Annotated in this window: 13 protein-coding genes; 11 read left to right on the plus strand and 2 right to left on the minus strand. The window is 72.4% G+C overall.

Annotated features, from left to right (window positions below; translation table 11 throughout):
* Positions 1-40 precede the first annotated feature (40 nt).
* The 9 genes from ACIGQF_RS19465 to obgE all read left to right on the plus strand — a co-directional run bounded on the left by ACIGQF_RS19465 (position 41) and on the right by obgE (position 13,182).
* Positions 41-1,645 carry a CHAD domain-containing protein gene (locus ACIGQF_RS19465; protein WP_399711557.1) on the plus strand — a complete coding sequence of 535 codons (1,605 nt, stop codon included), beginning with the start codon at positions 41-43 and terminating at the stop codon, positions 1,643-1,645.
* 161 nt (positions 1,646-1,806) lie between these two features.
* Positions 1,807-3,732 (plus strand): TIGR03960 family B12-binding radical SAM protein, encoded by a 1,926-nt coding sequence (locus ACIGQF_RS19470; RefSeq protein WP_399711559.1) that lies wholly within the window; start codon positions 1,807-1,809, stop codon positions 3,730-3,732.
* Positions 3,733-3,807: 75 nt separating this feature from the next.
* The gene (locus tag ACIGQF_RS19475) at positions 3,808-4,350 is read left to right on the plus strand and encodes a GNAT family N-acetyltransferase (RefSeq protein WP_399711561.1); all 543 of its coding nucleotides are present in this window, start codon (positions 3,808-3,810) and stop codon (positions 4,348-4,350) included.
* A 42-nt stretch (positions 4,351-4,392) separates the two neighbouring features.
* On the plus strand, positions 4,393-5,139 hold the full coding sequence (locus ACIGQF_RS19480) for a hypothetical protein (protein WP_399711563.1): 747 nt from the start codon (positions 4,393-4,395) through the stop codon (positions 5,137-5,139).
* 128 nt (positions 5,140-5,267) lie between these two features.
* Positions 5,268-6,071 carry a TIGR03936 family radical SAM-associated protein gene (locus tag ACIGQF_RS19485; RefSeq protein WP_361557621.1) on the plus strand — a complete coding sequence of 268 codons (804 nt, stop codon included), beginning with the start codon at positions 5,268-5,270 and terminating at the stop codon, positions 6,069-6,071.
* Between the two features lie 219 nt (positions 6,072-6,290).
* Positions 6,291-10,706 (plus strand): ribonuclease E/G, encoded by a 4,416-nt coding sequence (locus ACIGQF_RS19490; protein WP_399711565.1) that lies wholly within the window; start codon positions 6,291-6,293, stop codon positions 10,704-10,706.
* 259 nt (positions 10,707-10,965) lie between these two features.
* A complete protein-coding gene (gene rplU, locus ACIGQF_RS19495; RefSeq protein ID WP_030249628.1) occupies positions 10,966-11,286 on the plus strand; it encodes a 50S ribosomal protein L21 in 321 nt (106 codons plus the stop codon).
* A 14-nt stretch (positions 11,287-11,300) separates the two neighbouring features.
* Positions 11,301-11,555 carry a 50S ribosomal protein L27 gene (gene rpmA / locus ACIGQF_RS19500; RefSeq protein WP_052866878.1) on the plus strand — a complete coding sequence of 85 codons (255 nt, stop codon included), beginning with the start codon at positions 11,301-11,303 and terminating at the stop codon, positions 11,553-11,555.
* Between the two features lie 187 nt (positions 11,556-11,742).
* Positions 11,743-13,182 carry a GTPase ObgE gene (gene obgE / locus ACIGQF_RS19505; protein ID WP_399711568.1) on the plus strand — a complete coding sequence of 480 codons (1,440 nt, stop codon included), beginning with the start codon at positions 11,743-11,745 and terminating at the stop codon, positions 13,180-13,182.
* Positions 13,183-13,213: 31 nt separating this feature from the next.
* On the opposite strand, the gene ACIGQF_RS19510 is transcribed toward obgE, so the two are convergent.
* Positions 13,214-13,660, minus strand: a complete 447-nt coding sequence (locus tag ACIGQF_RS19510; protein ID WP_399711570.1) for an ATP-binding protein — start codon at positions 13,658-13,660, stop codon at positions 13,214-13,216.
* A gap of 89 nt (positions 13,661-13,749) precedes the next feature.
* Here ACIGQF_RS19510 and ACIGQF_RS19515 point away from each other — a divergent pair, with 89 nt between their 5' ends.
* Together ACIGQF_RS19515 and ACIGQF_RS19520 are read left to right on the plus strand one after the other, a co-directional pair.
* Positions 13,750-14,598 carry a helix-turn-helix domain-containing protein gene (locus tag ACIGQF_RS19515; RefSeq protein ID WP_399711572.1) on the plus strand — a complete coding sequence of 283 codons (849 nt, stop codon included), beginning with the start codon at positions 13,750-13,752 and terminating at the stop codon, positions 14,596-14,598.
* The gene (locus tag ACIGQF_RS19520) at positions 14,558-14,764 is read left to right on the plus strand and encodes a DUF397 domain-containing protein (protein WP_399711573.1); all 207 of its coding nucleotides are present in this window, start codon (positions 14,558-14,560) and stop codon (positions 14,762-14,764) included. The genes ACIGQF_RS19515 and ACIGQF_RS19520 overlap by 41 nt, the downstream gene beginning before the upstream one ends.
* 189 nt (positions 14,765-14,953) lie before the next feature.
* Here ACIGQF_RS19520 and ACIGQF_RS19525 read toward each other — a convergent pair whose 3' ends face one another.
* A complete protein-coding gene (locus tag ACIGQF_RS19525) occupies positions 14,954-17,143 on the minus strand; it encodes a hypothetical protein (RefSeq protein ID WP_399711575.1) in 2,190 nt (729 codons plus the stop codon).
* Positions 17,144-17,275 lie beyond the last annotated feature (132 nt).

The following is a 17,275-nucleotide window of genomic DNA, read 5'->3' on the forward strand; positions in this document are numbered from 1 at the left end:
AGGGGTACACATGGGGACAACCGGACCCTACGTTCTACCCATGGCGGACACCGTGCGGGAGACCGAGCGCAAGTACGAGGCCGACAGCGGGGGCGTACTCGCCGCCGGCCTCCCGGAACTGACCGGCGTGGGCCGGGTCGCATCCGTTGCCGAACGGGACGCGGTCCACCTCGACGCCACCTACTACGACACCGCCGAGCGACGGCTGGCCCGCGACGGCATCACACTGCGCCGCCGCACCGGCGGCGACGACGCGGGCTGGCACCTGAAGCTGCCCGTCGCCGACCACGTACGCGACGAGGTCCGTGCCCCGCTCGCCGAGGGGGTACCGCGCGCACTCCGCGGACTGGTGCGCTCCCGGGTGCGCGACGCCGAGCTGCTGCCCGTCGTGCGGATCGAGACCCGGCGCGAGCTGCGCCACCTCATGGACGAGGCCGGCACGAAGATCGCCGAGCTCGCCGTCGACGAGGTCCGCGCGACCAGGCCGTCGGGTCCCGGCCGGGCGGCCTCGTGGACGGAGATCGAGGTCGAACTGGCGCCCGGCGGCGACCCGGCGGTCCTGGACGCCGTGGACGCCGGCCTGCGGCGCGCCGGCCTCCGCCCCTCCGCCTCGGCCTCCAAAGCGGCCCGCGCCTGGACCGAGACGGCCCCCGAGAGCGAGGCGGAGCCCCGAGGGGACAAGCCCCGGGGCAAGCCCGCGAACAAGAAGAGGTCCACGTCCGGCGCCAAGGGCGGGAAGGCCGCGCCGCCCGCCCCGCCCACCGCCCGCGAGGCCGTCCTGGCCTACGTCACCGAGCAGGTCCGCGCGATCGTCGAGCTGGACCCCGCCGTCCGGCGCGACCAGCCCGACTCCGTGCACCGCATGCGCGTGGCGACCCGGCGCCTGCGCAGCACTTTCCGCTCGTACGCCAAGGTGCTGGACCGGGCCGGGACCGATCCGGTCGGCGCCGAGCTGAAGTGGCTCGCGGGAGAGCTGGGCATCGACCGCGACCGCGAGGTGCTGACCGCACGCCTCCACGAAGGGCTCACCGGCCTGCCCAGGACGCTGCAGCTCGGCCCCGTACGGGCCCGGCTGAAGATCTGGTCCCACGCACGCCGCCAGGGCTCCCGCAAGCATCTGATCGCCGTGCTGGACGGCCCGCGCTACCTGGCGCTGCTGGCCACCCTGGACGACCTGCTCGCCGACCCGCCCACGGCTGCCTGGGCCGACCGTCCCGCCGCCGAGGTGCTGCCGAAGGTGATCGAGCGGGACTTCCGGCGGCTCGCGGGCCGCATCGACGCGGCGCTGGCCACTCCGCGGGGCGCCGAGCGGGACGCCGCGCTGCACGCCGCGCGCAAGGCCGCCAAGCGCACGCGGTACGCGGCGGAGGCGGCCAGGCCGGAGCTGGGGAAGCCAGCGAAGGAGTTCGCCAAGAGGATGACCGCCGTGCAGGACCTGCTCGGTGACCACCAGGACAGCGTGGTGGCTCGCGGAGCCCTGCGCGACCTGGGGATCCAGGCCCATGGCGCGGGGGAGAGCAGCTTCACCTTCGGTCTCCTGTACGGCCGCGAGGAGTCGCGCGCGGCGGACCGTGAACGGGAGCTCCCCGCCCTGTGGGCCAAGGCAGCGAAACCGAAACACCGCAGGTCACTGCACCGGAAGTGAGGCCGTGCCCGCGGGGCGCCGGGCTCCCGCCCCGCCCGGCGCCCCGGGGCCCGCGCCGCCATGATCGTGGGGCGTGCGTCGAGGTCCGCCTCCGGAGCGCGTTAGGCTTGAGGGTCACCCTTGCCAGCTCACACAGTGTCGACCCGAGAGAGTACGCCGCGATGCCTGTCGAGACGGTCTTCCCACGCCTGGAAGCGCTTCTCCCGCATGTCCAGAAGCCCATCCAGTACGTCGGTGGAGAGCTGAACTCCACCGTCAAGGACTGGGACGAGTGCGACGTGCGCTGGTCGCTGATGTACCCCGACGCGTACGAGGTCGGGCTGCCCAACCAGGGCGTCATGATCCTTTACGAGGTCCTCAACGAGCGCGAGGGCGTGCTCGCCGAGCGCACGTACAGCGTGTGGCCGGACCTCGAAGAGCTGATGCGCAAGCACGACGTGCCGCAGTTCACGGTGGACGCGCACCGCCCCGTCGGCGCCTTCGACGTGCTCGGGGTCTCCTTCTCCACCGAGCTGGGCTACACCAACCTGCTCACCGCGCTGGACCTGGCGAAGATCCCCATGTACGCCAAGGACCGCACGGAGGACCACCCGCTGATCCTCGCGGGCGGCCATGCCGCCTTCAACCCCGAGCCGATCGCGGACTTCCTGGACTGCGCGGTGGTCGGCGACGGCGAGCAGGCCGTCCTGGAGATCACCGAGATCATCCGCGCCTGGAAGGCCGAGGACCGCCCGGGCGGCCGTGACGAGCTCCTCTTCCGCCTCGCGAAGACCGGCAGCGTCTACGTCCCCAAGTTCTACGACGTGGAGTACCTCGCCGACGGCCGCATCAGCCGCGTCGTGCCGAACCGCTCCGGCGTCCCGTGGCGCGTGTCCAAGCACACCGTCATGGACCTCGACGAGTGGCCCTACCCCAAGCAGCCGCTCGTCCCCCTTGCCGAGACCGTCCACGAACGGATGTCGGTCGAGATCTTCCGTGGCTGCACCCGCGGCTGCCGTTTCTGCCAGGCCGGCATGATCACGCGCCCCGTACGGGAGCGAAGCATCACCGGCATCGGCGACATGGTGGACAAGGGCCTGAAGGCCACGGGGTTCGAGGAGGTCGGCCTGCTGTCGCTCTCCTCCGCGGACCACACCGAGATCGGCGACGTCGCGAAGGGCCTCGCCGACCGGTACGAGGAGGACAAGATCGGCCTGTCCCTCCCCTCCACCCGGGTCGACGCCTTCAACATCGACCTGGCCAACGAGCTGACCCGCAACGGCCGTCGCTCGGGTCTGACCTTCGCGCCCGAGGGCGGCAGCGAGCGCATCCGCAAGGTCATCAACAAGATGGTCTCGGAGGAGGACCTGATCCGTACGGTCTCCACGGCCTACGGCAACGGCTGGCGGCAGGTGAAGCTGTACTTCATGTGCGGCCTGCCGACCGAGACCGACGAGGACGTGCTGCAGATCGGCGACATGGCGGTCAACGTCATCGCCGAGGGCCGCAAGGTCTCCGGCCAGAACGACATCCGCTGCACGGTCTCCATCGGCGGCTTCGTCCCCAAGCCGCACACCCCGTTCCAGTGGGCCCCGCAGCTCTCGGCGGAGGAGACCGACGCCCGCCTGGAGAAGCTCCGCGACAAGATCCGCGGCGACAAGAAGTACGGCCGCTCCATCGGCTTCCGCTACCACGACGGCAAGCCCGGCATCGTGGAGGGCCTGCTCTCCCGCGGCGACCGCCGCGTCGGCGCGGTCATCCGTGCCGTGTACGAGAACGGCGGCCGCTTCGACGGCTGGCGCGAGCACTTCTCGTACGACGCCTGGATGCAGGCCGCGGAGCAGACCCTCCCGGACTACGGCGTCGACGTCGCCTGGTACACCACCCGCGAGCGCACCTACGAAGAGGTCCTCCCCTGGGACCACCTGGACTCGGGCCTCGACAAGGACTGGCTCTGGGAGGACTGGCAGGACGCCCTCGACGAAACCGAGGTCGAGGACTGCCGCTGGACGCCCTGCTTCGACTGCGGAGTGTGTCCCCAGATGGACACCGAGATCCAGATCGGCCCCACGGGCAAGAAGCTGCTCCCGCTGTCCGTCGTGAAGTGACCTGAGCGGCACCCTCATCGGCCCGGGCACCGTAAACCGGTGGCCGGGCCGATGCATGCCCCGCACACTGGTGTGATGGCTGAGCTGATCGCACCCGCTCTTCGTGTCCAGGCGTCGTTTCTGGAGGCGATGAAGGAGCTGCGGGCCGAAGGGCGGGGCGAGGCCGATGACGGCTCCGCTGTCGGGCGGGAGATCCGGCAGTTCGCGGGGGAGTGGGAGGACCCGGTCGCCTTCTCCCGGTACACGGACTGGCTGCGCTCCATGACCAGCCCGGAGGTCGCCCACCCGATGGGTTACGTACCGTGCACCAACCTCTGGTACGTCGAGGGCGACACCTACCTCGGCCGCCTCGGCCTGCGGCACGAGCTGAACGACTACCTGCGGGAGCTCGGCGGCCACATCGGCTACGACGTACGTCCCACGGCCCGCCGCCGTGGCCATGCCACCGCGATGCTGCGCGCGGCACTGCCGCTGGCGCACGCGCTCGGGATCAGGTCCGCGCTGGTCACGTGTGACACCACCAACACCGCGTCACGTAAGGTCATCGAGGCCTGCGGCGGGATCTTCGAGGACGAGCGCGGCGGAAAGCTGCGGTACTGGGTGCCGACGCGGGCGTAACACATGATCGGCGGAACGCAGTAGTACCGGGGGAAGCAGCGCATGGCGTTCGAGAAGGTCGACCAGCATGCCCAGGGCCGGCAGCACACGGCACGGGAGTGGGAACCGGACGGCGGCGGCTGCTGCCTCGCACAATTGATCAAGATTCCGGTGCTGATCGTCGTGGTTCCGCTGCGGCTGCTGTGGGACGCGCTGTGCTGGATCGGGCGGCATGTGCTGGCGCCGGCCGGGCGCTGGGTGTACCGCTGGATACTCGCGCCCGTGGGGCGCGCGGTCGCCTGGCTGATCAATTACCTGGTCGTGGTGCCGCTGGTCTTCTTGGTCAGGTATCTGCTGGTGATTCCCGCGGTGTGGCTGTACCGGTGGGTCCTCACGCCGGTCGGACACGCGCTGACCTGGCTCGGGTACTACCTGTTCGTGGTCCCCGTCCGCCTGCTGTACCGGTGGGTCCTGACCCCGGTCGGGCACGCGCTGGCCTGGCTGGCGCACTATCTGCTGGTCGTGCCCGCCAAGGCGCTGTGGGAGTACCTGCTGTGGCCCGTGCTGCGGGCGGTCGGCGCGGCGGTCGCGTGGGCCTGGCGGATCGCCGGGTACGTTTCCCGGGCCGTCGGCCGGGGCATCGCCGCCCTGTGGCGGTGGCTGGTCGTCGCGCCGCTGCGCTGGGTGTACCGCTGGATCCTCACCCCGGTGGGGCATGCGATCCGCGCGGTCCTCCGGCCGCCGGTACGGGCCGCGCTCTCCGCGGCGCGCACCGCCGCCCGGGAAGTGCGGCAGGCGCTCTTCGGGTGACGGGGCACACCCCGGCGGGAACCGGCGGCCCGGCAGACACGTACTCTAGGTAGCAGTACGACCGCACTCATGAAGGACTGACGACACTGGGCAAGCGACAGCCCGAAGGCCCGCCGCCCGCACCGGCGGTGCAGCGCATCCGACTGCGCTACACCAAGCGCGGCCGCCTCCGGTTCACCAGCCACCGTGACTTCCAGCGCGCTTTCGAGCGGGCGCTGCGCCGTGCCGAGGTGCCCATGGCGTATTCGGCGGGCTTCACCCCGCACCCCAAGGTGTCGTACGCGAACGCCGCGCCGACGGGTACCGGCAGCGAGGCCGAGTACCTGGAGATCGCGGTCACCGAGCGGCGGGACCCGGCGGTGCTGCGCGCGCTGCTGGACGAGTCCCTGCCGGACGGCCTCGACGTGATCGACGCGGTCGAGGCACACACCTCCGGCCTCGCCGACCGGCTCCAGGCCTCGGTGTGGGAGCTGCGTCTGGACGGCGTGTCCGTCGCGGACGCCGAGCGCGCCGTCGAGGCGTTCCTCGCGGCCGGTGAGGTGCCGGTCGAGCGGCAGACGAAGAAGGGCATCCGTACCTTCGACACACGTGCGGCGGTCGCGGATCTTCGTGCCGCGGCGTGCGAGGCCGATAGGCCGGGCGCTGATGCCTGTGCGATACTGCGGCTGGTTGTTCGGCATCTGACACCTGCCGTACGACCCGACGACGTCCTGTCCGGCCTCCGAGCTACGGCCGACCTGGCGCCGCCGGTCCCCGCTGCGGTGACCAGGCTGGCGCAGGGGCTGCTCGATGAGGAGACCGGCGCAGTGACCGACCCGCTCGCGCCCGACCGCGACGCAGCAGCCACGGCCGCCCCACCCACGGCCGCCGGGCTGACCGCCGCGACGCAGGCACCGCCTGCCGGCGGTGGAGCGGCGGACGGCGCAGCGTAGGACCGCCGTCGTCGCGTCGCCGATCAACCAGGGAGCCACCCCGGTCCGGCGAACGAACTGACCAGGAGACTTTCGCCGGTCCCGGAAACAAGGGCCCGGCGAGCGAGACTAAAGCTCCCGTGTGGCGCCCGCGCCCCGGACCGCGGCACCGCGCTTGACACGCGGGCCGTGGCCGGAACCGGTCGCGGCGCCCGGGAGCGTGACGGGAGAACCGCCCGCATGCTCGAACCCATTGAGCCCAAGGAATCCACGGAGTCCGGGAACAACCGCTCCGAGAACAGCACACCGAGCGACACCCTGCCGCCGCGCCGCCGGCGCCGCGCCGCCTCGCGTCCCGCGGGCCCGCCGGTCGCCGAGACCGCCGGTGCCGAGACGCCCGCCGCACAGCCGGCCGAGGCCCCGCAGGAGGCCGCCACCACCGTCGTGACCGGTGACGAGGCCGCGCCCGCGCGCCCCCGCCGCCGTGCCACCCGCCGTACTTCCGCCCCGGCCGGCGCGCCGGCCGCGACCGCAGCCGAGGCCGCGGAGTCGCCGGCCGAGGACGCCGCCGCGCTCGCCGCTTCCGCCGAGAGCCTGCCGCAGGCCGCTGCCGCCGAGGCCCCCGCCGTCGTGACCGGTGAGGAGGCGGCCCCCGCGCGTCCGCGCCGCCGCGCCACCCGCCGGGCCTCCGCCCCCGCCGGTGCGCCGCAGACCGACGAGACCGCCGCGCCGGTGGCCCCGCAGGCCGTCGCCGTCGACCCCGATCCGGCTGCCGTGGGCGCCGACGACGAGGCGCAGGCCGAGTCCGCCGCCGCTGCCGAGACCGCGGCCGCCGAGACCGCTGCCGCGCGGCCCGCCACCGCCGCCGCCGAGTCGGGCCCCTCCCGTTCGCGCCGCCGCGTGACCCGCAAGGTCAGCGCGCCGGCCGGCAGCCCGGCCGCCGCAGAGCCGCAGGCCGCCGAGCCCGTGCAGGAGGCGCAGGAGACCGAGGCCGAGCAGCCCGCCGAGGCCGCCGCCGAGGAGCCGCGTCCCGCCCGTACCCGCCGTCGGGCCACCCGCCGTGCCTCCGCGCCCGCCGGTGCGCCGCAGGCCGCCGAGACCGCCCGGGCCCCCGCCGTGGCCGAGGAGCCGGTCGCCGCCGTGGCCGAGGAGCCGGTCGCCGCCGAGGACGAGGACGAGGAGCAGACCGCTGCCGCCGAGGCCGCCGCCGAGGAGGCGCGCGCCGAGGCCGAGCCGCAGCCCGCCAAGCCCGCGCGTACCCGCCGCCGCGCCACCCGTACGGTGACCTCCCCCCAGGGTGCGCCCGCCGAGCAGGCCGCCACCGCCACCCAGGCGCCCGTCGCCGAGCACGTCGAGGAGCAGCCGGTGGCTGCCGCGGCGAACGCGCTCGCCGCCGAGCAGGCCCCGCCGGCCCCGGACGCCGCGGCCCCGCGCCGCCGCACCCGCCGCCGTGCCGAGAGCCCGCAGACCGCTCCGGAGGCCGCTGCCGAGCAGCCCGCTGCCGAGCAGGCCGTCCCCGAGCAGGCCGAGGACGCGGCCGGTGAGGCGCCGCGCCGGCGTTCGCGCCGTCGTGCCGAGCGTCCGGCCGCCCCCGCCTTCGCGCAGCCCGCGCAGGACAAGGCCGCCGCCGACCAGGACCGTGCCGCCGACGAGAGCGCGGCCGAGGAGGCCCCGGCCCGCGGCCGCCGCCGTGCCGCCCAGGCGCCGAGCGCCGTCTTCCAGGCCCCGGTCTTCACCGAGCCGATGTTCCAGACCCCGGAGACGGCCGCCGCCGCTGCCGCTGCCGCCGTCGCGGAGGAGCCCGAGGAGGAGGCCGCCGACGAGCGTCCGGCGCGCCGCCGCCGTCGCCGTGGTGGCGCGGCCGACACCGAGCAGCAGCAGGCCGCCCCCGCGCCCGCCGCGGAGGAGACCGCCGAGGCCGAGGCCGAGGAGGAGCCCGAGGGCGAGGCCGCGCAGGGCGACGACGAGCAGGGCGACCGGCCCTCGCGCCGCCGCCGTCGCGGTGGCCGCCGCCGTCGCCGCGGTGACGCCGCGGACGCCGAGGGTGCGGAGGAGTCCGGCGAGTCCGGCGAGTCCGGCGAGGACGCGTCCGAGGCCGAGGCCGAGGAGCAGCCTGCCGAGGAGTCCGCCGAGGGCGGCGAGCCGGAGGCGGCCAAGGAGGGCGCCGAGGAGCAGTCGGGCGGCGGTTCCAGCAGCAGCCGTCGCCGCCGCCGTCGCCGCCGTCGCAGTGGTGACGGTGCCGATTCCGCCGCGATCGGCGACGACCCGGAGCGTACGGTCGTCAAGGTCCGCGAGCCGCGCAAGAAGGAAGAGCGCGAGCCCGGTACGGGCTTCGACGAGGTCCAGTCCATCAAGGGCTCGACCCGTATGGAGGCCAAGAAGCAGCGCCGCCGCGAGGGCCGCGAGCAGGGCCGTCGCCGGGTGCCGATCATCACCGAGGCGGAGTTCCTGGCGCGCCGCGAGGCCGTCAACCGCGAGATGATCGTCCGCCAGAACGGCGACCGGACCCAGATCGGCGTCCTGGAGGACGACGTGCTCGTCGAGCACTACGTCAACAAGGAGCAGTCGACCTCGTACGTCGGCAACGTGTACCTGGGCAAGGTGCAGAACGTCCTGCCGTCGATGGAGGCCGCCTTCGTCGACATCGGCAAGGGACGCAACGCCGTCCTGTACGCCGGTGAGGTCAACTTCGAGGCGCTCGGCATGGGCCACGGCCCGCGCCGCATCGAGACCGCCCTGAAGTCCGGTCAGTCCGTGCTCGTGCAGGTCACCAAGGACCCGATCGGCCACAAGGGCGCCCGGCTGACCAGCCAGGTCTCCCTCCCCGGCCGGTATCTGGTCTACGTGCCCGAGGGCTCGATGACCGGCATCAGCCGCAAGCTCCCCGACACCGAGCGGTCGCGCCTGAAGCAGATCCTCAAGAAGATCGTCCCCGAGGACGCGGGCGTCATCGTCCGTACGGCCGCGGAGGGCGCCAGCGAGGACGAGCTGCGCCGCGACGTGGAGCGCCTCCAGGCGCAGTGGGAGGAGATCCAGAAGAAGGCGAAGGGCGGCAACGCTCCGACCCTGCTGTACGGCGAGCCGGACATGACCGTCCGCGTCGTGCGCGACATCTTCAACGAGGACTTCTCCAAGGTGATCGTCAGCGGTGACGAGGCCTGGGAGACCATCTCCGGCTACGTCTCGCACGTCGCCCCGGACCTCTCCGACCGGCTCCAGAAATGGACCTCGGACGTCGACGTCTTCGCGACGTACCGGATCGACGAGCAGCTGATGAAGGCGCTGGACCGCAAGGTGTGGCTGCCGTCCGGCGGCTCGCTGGTGATCGACAAGACCGAGGCCATGGTCGTGATCGATGTCAACACCGGCAAGTTCACCGGCCAGGGCGGCAACCTGGAAGAGACGGTCACCAGAAACAACCTGGAGGCGGCCGAGGAGATCGTCCGCCAGCTGCGGCTGCGGGACCTCGGCGGCATCGTCGTCATCGACTTCATCGACATGGTGCTGGAGTCCAACCGGGACCTGGTGCTGCGGCGGATGCTGGAGTGCCTGGGCCGGGACCGTACGAAGCACCAGGTCGCCGAGGTCACCTCGCTGGGCCTGGTCCAGATGACCCGTAAGCGGGTCGGCCAGGGTCTGCTGGAGTCCTTCTCCGAGCCCTGCGTGCACTGCAACGGCCGCGGCGTGATCGTCCACATGGACCAGGCGACCGGCTCCGGCGGTGGCGGCAAGCGCAAGAAGAAGGGCAAGGGCGGCAACGGCGACAAGCACGCCGACCACCAGCACGACCACCAGCAGGAGAAGGCCGCCGAGGCGGCCGCGCCGGCGGAGGTGCTGGAGCCCGCGCCCGTCACGGAGGCGGAGCTGGCCCCCGCGGTCGCCGACTCCGACGAGTGGTTCTCCAGCCCGGCCGAGGCCGAGGCGGCTGCCGAGCGCGGCAGCCGCGGCCGTGGCCGTCGCCGGGCGAGTCGGAAGGCGTCCGCGCCGGCGGGCTCCCCGAAGGCCGCCGACGACAGCGCCGCGATCGTGGTCCCTGCCGAGCAGCCGGCCGCCGAGGCCGCTCCGGAGGCCGCCGAGCAGGCGGTGTCCGGTACGCAGGAGGCCCCCGCGGCTCCGGCGCAGGCCGAGGAGCCGGTGGCCGAGCAGCCCGCCGAGCCGGAGCCGCAGCCCGCGGCCCGTCCGGCCCGTGCCCGCCGCCGGGCGACCCGCGCGGTGTCGGCTCCGGCCGGTGCCGAGGCGGCCCCCGAGGGCGGCCCCGCGGAGGCACCGCGGGAGGCCCCGGGGGAGGCGGCGCCCGCCGTCGAGCCGGAGCCCGAGGTCCAGGAGGCGGCCACCGAGGAGGCGGCCCCCGCCAAGAAGACCGCGGCCAAGAAGAGCACCGCCAAGAAGACGGCGGCCAAGAAGGCGACGACCAAGAAGGCCGCCGCGAAGAAGGCCCCCGCCAAGAAGACGGCTGCGAAGAAGGCCACGGAGAAGGCCACCGCGGAGAAGTCCGCGGAGGCCGAGGAGAAGCCCGCCAAGAAGACGGCGGCCAAGAAGACCACCGCGAAGAAGGCCACGGCCAAGAAGACGACGGCCAAGAAGGCCGCCGCCAAGAAGACCGCGGCCGCCGAGCAGCCCGCACCCTCGTCGGTGTCGGCTTCCGCGGAGGACTGAGCAGTACCCGGGGCCCCGGGCCGTACGTCACGGCCCGGGGCCCCGGTTTGACCCCCTGGTCAAGGCCCCGTAACCTTGACCGTCGGCGTCTGTATGGCGCCACACCATCTGAGCAAACACCTCCCGGTTCCACCGGGGGAGGCCGCTCGTCCAATGCGGATCGCGCCCCTCGCGGGCGCAGCGCGTCGGATAGCCGGGCCCGCAGGGCCCCGGGGCGGCTGGCATCAGTGGTCCCGTTTCTAGCGAGAGAGAGTTCCGCGTGTACGCGATCGTGCGCACCGGCGGCCGTCAGCAGAAGGTTGCTGTCGGCGACGTCATCGAGGTTGACCGCATTTCCACCAGCAAGGTCGGCGACTCCGTCGAGCTCTCCACGCTGCTGGTCGTCGACGGTGAGTCCGTCACGAGCGACCCGTGGGTGCTCGCCGGCGTGAAGGTCCAGGCCGAGGTCGTGGACCACCACAAGGGCGACAAGATCCGCATCCAGAAGTACAAGAACAAGACCGGTTACAAGAAGCGGATCGGCCACCGTCAGCTGCACACCGCGCTGAAGATCACCGGCATCGACGCTCCGGCGAAGTAAGGGACTGAGGAGACATGGCACACAAGAAGGGCGCATCGTCCACTCGGAACGGTCGCGATTCCAATGCTCAGCGGCTCGGCGTGAAGCGCTTCGGCGGCCAGGCCGTCCTCGCCGGTGAGATCATCGTCCGCCAGCGCGGCACCCACTTCCACCCGGGCACGGGCGTCGGCCGTGGCGGCGACGACACGCTGTTCGCGCTGCAGGAGGGTGCTGTGCAGTTCGGCACCCACCGTGGCCGCAAGGTCGTGAACATCGTTCCGGTCGCCTGAATCCCGTAACGGGTTTTCTGGCACCGTAGAACGGTTCCTCGCGAGGGCGGACCTCGACTTCCTCCACGGGAAGCGGGTCCGCCCTTCGCGTGTTACCGAAGAACCGAAGAGACACATCCCGTACGCGGCCGCCGCTCAGGACAGGGCACTCGCGTACGTACCCCCGTAGTTACTGGAGGCACCCCCCATGACCACCTTCGTGGACCGCGTCGAGCTGCACGTCGCCGCGGGTAACGGAGGCCACGGCTGTGCCTCCGTCTTCCGGGAGAAGTTCCGGCCGCTCGGCGGCCCGGACGGCGGCAACGGCGGCCGCGGCGGCGACGTGATCCTCGTCGTCGACCAGGACGTCACCACCCTCCTGGACTACCACCACCACCCGCACCGCAAGGCCACCAACGGCCAGCCCGGCGCGGGCGACAACCGCGCCGGCAAGAACGGCCAGGACCTCGTCCTGCCCGTCCCGGACGGCACGGTCATCCTCGACGGCAAGGGCAACGTCCTCGCCGACCTGGTCGGCCAGGGCACCACCTTCGTCGCGGGCCAGGGCGGCCGCGGCGGCCTCGGCAACGCGGCGCTGGCCTCGGCCCGCCGCAAGGCCCCCGGCTTCGCGCTGCTGGGCGAGCCCGGCGAGGAGCGGGACATCGTCCTGGAGCTCAAGACCGTCGCGGACGTGGCGCTGGTCGGCTACCCGAGCGCCGGCAAGTCCTCCCTGATCTCCGTGCTCTCCGCAGCACGGCCGAAGATCGCCGACTACCCCTTCACCACCCTGGTGCCCAACCTCGGTGTGGTGACGGCCGGTTCGACCGTCTACACCATCGCGGACGTCCCGGGCCTGATCCCCGGCGCCAGCCAGGGCAAGGGTCTCGGCCTGGAGTTCCTGCGCCACGTCGAGCGCTGCGAGGTGCTCGTCCACGTCCTGGACACCGCCACCCTCGAATCGGACCGCGACCCGCTCTCCGACCTCGACATCATCGAGGAGGAGCTGCGGCAGTACGGCGGCCTGGAGAACCGGCCCCGGGTGGTCGTCCTCAACAAGATCGACATCCCGGACGGCCAGGACCTGGCGGAGATGATCCGCCCCGACCTGGAGTCCCGCGGCTACCGCATCTTCGAGGTCTCGGCCGTCGCCCGCACGGGCCTGAAGGAGCTGAGCTACGCGCTCGCCGACATCGTGGCCAAGGCCCGCGCGGCGAAGCCGGTCCAGGAGGCGACCCGCGTCGTCATCCGCCCCCAGGCCGTCAACGACGCGGGCTTCACGGTCAAGCCCGAGGGCGAGGGCCTGTTCCGGGTGCGCGGCGAGAAGCCGGAGCGCTGGGTCCGCCAGACCGACTTCAACAACGACGAGGCCGTGGGCTACCTCGCCGACCGCCTCAACCGCCTCGGTGTCGAGGAGGAGCTGCTCAAGGCCGGTGCGCGCGCCGGTGACGGCGTGGCGATCGGCCCCGAGGACAACGCGGTCGTCTTCGACTGGGAGCCGACGATGATGGCCGGGGCCGAGATGCTGGGCCGCCGCGGTGAGGACCACCGCTTCGAGGCGCCCCGCCCGGCTGCGCAGCGCCGCAGGGACCGCCAGGCGGAGCGCGACGAGGCGGACTCGGAGTACGACGGCTTCGACCCGCTGGGCTGAGTTCCCTGGCCGCTTCGCGGCTCTTTCCACGTCAGGCCCGCAGCTCGCACCAGACGGTCTTCCCGCCGGTGCACTGCGGGCCTTCGTCGTCCGCCGCCACGCCCCACTTGTCGGTGACCGCCGCGACGAGGGCGAGCCCCCGGCCGCCCTCCTCCCACGGACCGGCGTCCTGTACGCCGGGCAGTGCGGGGTGGTCGTCGTGCACGCCGACCACCACCCCCGCGCCGCTGCCCTCGTACCGGCGTACGGTCACGGTGCACCGCCGGTCCGGCACGTGCCGGTACACGTTGACCAGCAGCTCGGTCACGGCCAGCGCGGCGGCGTCTTCGAGCCGCGCCAGCCCCCAGAGCCGCAGGAGCGCCCGTACGACCCGCCGTACGTGGCGGGGGCTGTGGTCACCGACGGTCAGCGAGAGCCGGTACTCCCGCGTCGGGAATCCGTGGGTGCCGATGATGCGGGTGTCCGAAGTGTCATTCACGGGACAAGTCTGTGCGGAGTCGATTACGCTCTGCGACCATCTGAATGCAACTCTCCGTCGGGTGGCGCAGGTCGAGCGAGGGAGCTCCCATGCCCAACGTCAAGTGTCTTGATCCCGGGGCCTCCCCGCTGCACTTCTTCGGCGCGGAGGTGAGACGGCTGCGGGAGGAGGCCGGGCTGACGCTGGCGCAGTTGGGCGAGATCGTCTACCTGACCGGCTCGATGCTCGGCCAGATCGAAACGGCCACGAAGACGCCGAAGGACGAGCACATCCCGCGCATCGACGCCGCGCTCGGCGCGGATGGCGCGCTCGTGCGGCTGTGGGAGATGGCGAAGCGGCAGCGTCTGCCGTCGTGGTTCCGGCGGATCGCAGACCTGGAGGCGACGGCCTCGGAGATCCGGACGTTCCAAGCCCAGTTGGTGCACGGCTTGTTGCAGACGCCGGGGTACGCACGTGAAGTGCTCGGTGTCATGCATCAGGTGGACCTCGATACCCAGGTCGATGCCCGGGTGGGCCGCCAAAGCGTGCTGAGCCGGGAGAATCCGCCGCTGCTCTGGGTCGTGCTGGACGAAGCGGTGCTGCACCGGGAAATCGGCGGCCGTGAAGTGATGGGAAGGCAACTGGCGCACCTGTTGGATTACCGCGACGTGGACGAGGTACAGATCCAGGTGCTGCCGTTTACGGCGGGCAGGCACGCGGGGCTACTGGGCTCATTCACCCTCTTCTCCTTCGAGGACAACGGCAACGTTGCCTACATGGAGGGCTACGACGAGGGCTGGGCGACCGTGAACACGAAGGAGATCAAGGCCCGTTCGCTCCGTTACGATCTCTTGCGGGCCTCCGCGCTGCCCCCGGTGGACTCCGCGGAGCTGATCGCCCGAGTGATGGAGGAGCGTTATGAGTACCACCCCGATCTCGGCCGGCGCCCACTGGCGTAAGTCGAGCTACAGCGGTGACACCGGCGGCGAGTGCGTGGAGATAGTGGAACTCCCCGCCCGCGTCGCCATCCGGGACTCCAAGGACCCGCACGGGCCCGCTCTCGTCGTAGCGCCCGCGGCATTCGCCGCGTTCGTCGCCTACGTGGGGCGCGGCGCGCGACCCTAGGTCACGGCCCGGGGGCAGTCTCACCGTACATCTGGAGCCGCAGGGGCACGCGGTGTCATGGTGACGGGCTATGCGGCGGCTGCGCGTCGCCGTGTCGCGGCACCCCGTCGTGGTCGTCGCCGGTGGGTACGGAAAAACCCCGCGAGGATCACCTCGCGGGGCCTTTCCGGTGCCATGCTCCCGGCGGCGTCAGACCGTCGCCCGGGCCTCCGAGCCGTCCGTGGGCTGGTCGCCCTGCTCCGCCGCGTCCGCGGCCTCGGCCGCTTCGGCGGGCTCCGTGGCGGGGCGGGCCGGGTCGGTGGACTCCGACGGGTCCAGCTCCATCTCCTCGGCGGCCTCCTGCGCCTCGTTGGCCTCCGTGCCCTCGTCGCGCTGGCCGGGGACGCCGGCGAGCCGGGCCTCCATCCGGATCCGGCGCTCCTCGGCGGCGGCGTACAGGGCGAGCGCGGCGCCGTCGAAGCGGGCCAGGGACGGCGGGTCCGACGGGCCGAGCAGGTGCTCCTTCAGCTCCGTACGGGCCTGTACGAGCGTGTCGCGCTCCGGGTTGCGCACGGTCTCCAGCAGGCCGGCGACGCCGTCCGCCTCGGGCGTGAGGATCGTCGCGGCACGGACCGTCGGGAAGTTCGTCCGGAACTCGTCCTCGGTCATGCCCGCGGTGTTGGCGACCGCGTACGGCTTCTCGCTGCTCAGGTAGTCGGAGACCACGCTGGAGACGTCGCTGATCAGGACGTCGGCCTGGTTGAAGCAGGCGAAGATCGCCGGGCGGGAGGTGGTGATGATCAGGTGCTCCCACTCCGGGAAGGACGCCCAGTAGGCCTCCTCCCAGGCGGTGGTCGCGGCCGCGACGGCGGCGGCGCGGCCCTCCTCGGGGGCGCTCTGGACGAGCATGCGCTCCAGCTCATCGGCGCTGCGGCGGAAGCCGGAGGTGGTCAGCGCGGCCAGGTCGGCGGCGCGGGCCTCCAGCTCGGCGGCGGCCTCCGGGCCGGGCCGGGCGCCGGAACGCTTGGTGTTGGCCTCGGCGATCATCGCCTGGATGCGGGCGTTGGCGGCGCCGGCACGCGGGTCGACCGAGCCGGTCATCGGGTGCGGCTTGTAGATCAGCCGGACCTTGTCGTCGGCGAGCAGCTCGCGGACGATGTTCTCGCCGGCCAGGATCACCGAGGTGTTGCCGGGGTTGCCGTCCCAGCCCTCCCAGGTGGGGGCGTACAGCACGGTGGTGTACTCGCCCTTGGGCGCGCCCTCGTACGCCTTGATCGGCGCCAGCTGCGGGCGGCCGACCTCGACGACGTCCTTGTCCTCCACGCCGATGTCGGCGAGCTGGTAGCGGTCGCGCGCGGCGGGACCGGCCACCCACACCTCGTCGTACGCCTTGGCGTAGGGGTTGCAGGAGGAGAGCTTGTCGCTCTCGCCGTGGTTGATGAAGGCGTGCTTGATGGAGGGGATGCGCAGGATCTGCGAGGTCTTGCCGGAGTTCGCCGGGTGCAGCAGCACCTTCAGGGCCGAGTGCTCCAGGCGCATCAGGTTGGCGACCTTGGGGATGCAGACGATCGGGATGTCGGTCGCGTCGATCTTCTGCACCATGAAGCGCTCACGGAGCACGATGATCGGCTTGCCGTCCAGCTCGGCGAGGGTGCTCAGCCACATGTTGGCCTGGTACGCGGAGGTGGTGCCGCCGGAGAAGTACATGCCGACGGTCGGCTGGTACTCGGCGAGCCAGTTGTCCAGCCACTCCAGGGCGCGCTGCTCGTTCACGGCGCGCTTCTTCGGGAGCAGCCAGGTGGCGAGGTAGATCGTGCCGCCGATGGCGAGGATCAGGGAGACGATCACGCCGATGCCGCCCCACAGGGCGTCCCGGGTGATCGCGGTGGCCATCATGCCGAGCGTGGTCGGCACGGAGAAACGCAGCAGGCGGCGGCCGGTCTGGCGGGCCAGGAGGCGCGGCGGGGCCTTGGTCAGGCGCAGCGCGGAGGCGTCGACGTTACGGGTGAGGAACGGCAGCGTACGGGTGCGGCGGACCATGACGGCGGCCGCCTGGCACGCGAAGTGCGCCACGTAGAAGACGAGCAGGCCGATGGTGAGGGGAGCCTGCTCCTTGAGCGGGTTGATACCCGGGATGTGCAGCAGCCCGACCAGGATCAGCATGTCCCGGATGAGCTGGCGGACCGTGATGTCCAGCCGGATCTTTCCCAGCAGGGAGAGCAGCCCGGGCTGCTTGTGCTGCAGGTAGAGGTCGAGGCCGAGGTTCACCACGGACGCGGCGATGAACAGCGGTACGACGGGCAGCAGGGCACCGACGAGCTGGGCCACGAACGCGATGAGCATCGCGATCAGGGCCACGAGCTTGGGGGCTCGTCGGTTGGCGAATCCGGCGGAAGGCACGGGCGGGGCTCCTGGCGGCAAGTCGGTCAGGTGGGGGGCCGGTGGGGCGGCCGAGTCCCGGACACGGGGCGCCGTGGGGGCGGCGCACGGGACAGGTCGACAACCGACCGTATGACTTTGCCTGCCCCGGTG

Source organism: Streptomyces sp. NPDC053560 (assembly GCF_044544605.1).
Lineage (GTDB): Bacteria > Actinomycetota > Actinomycetes > Streptomycetales > Streptomycetaceae > Streptomyces.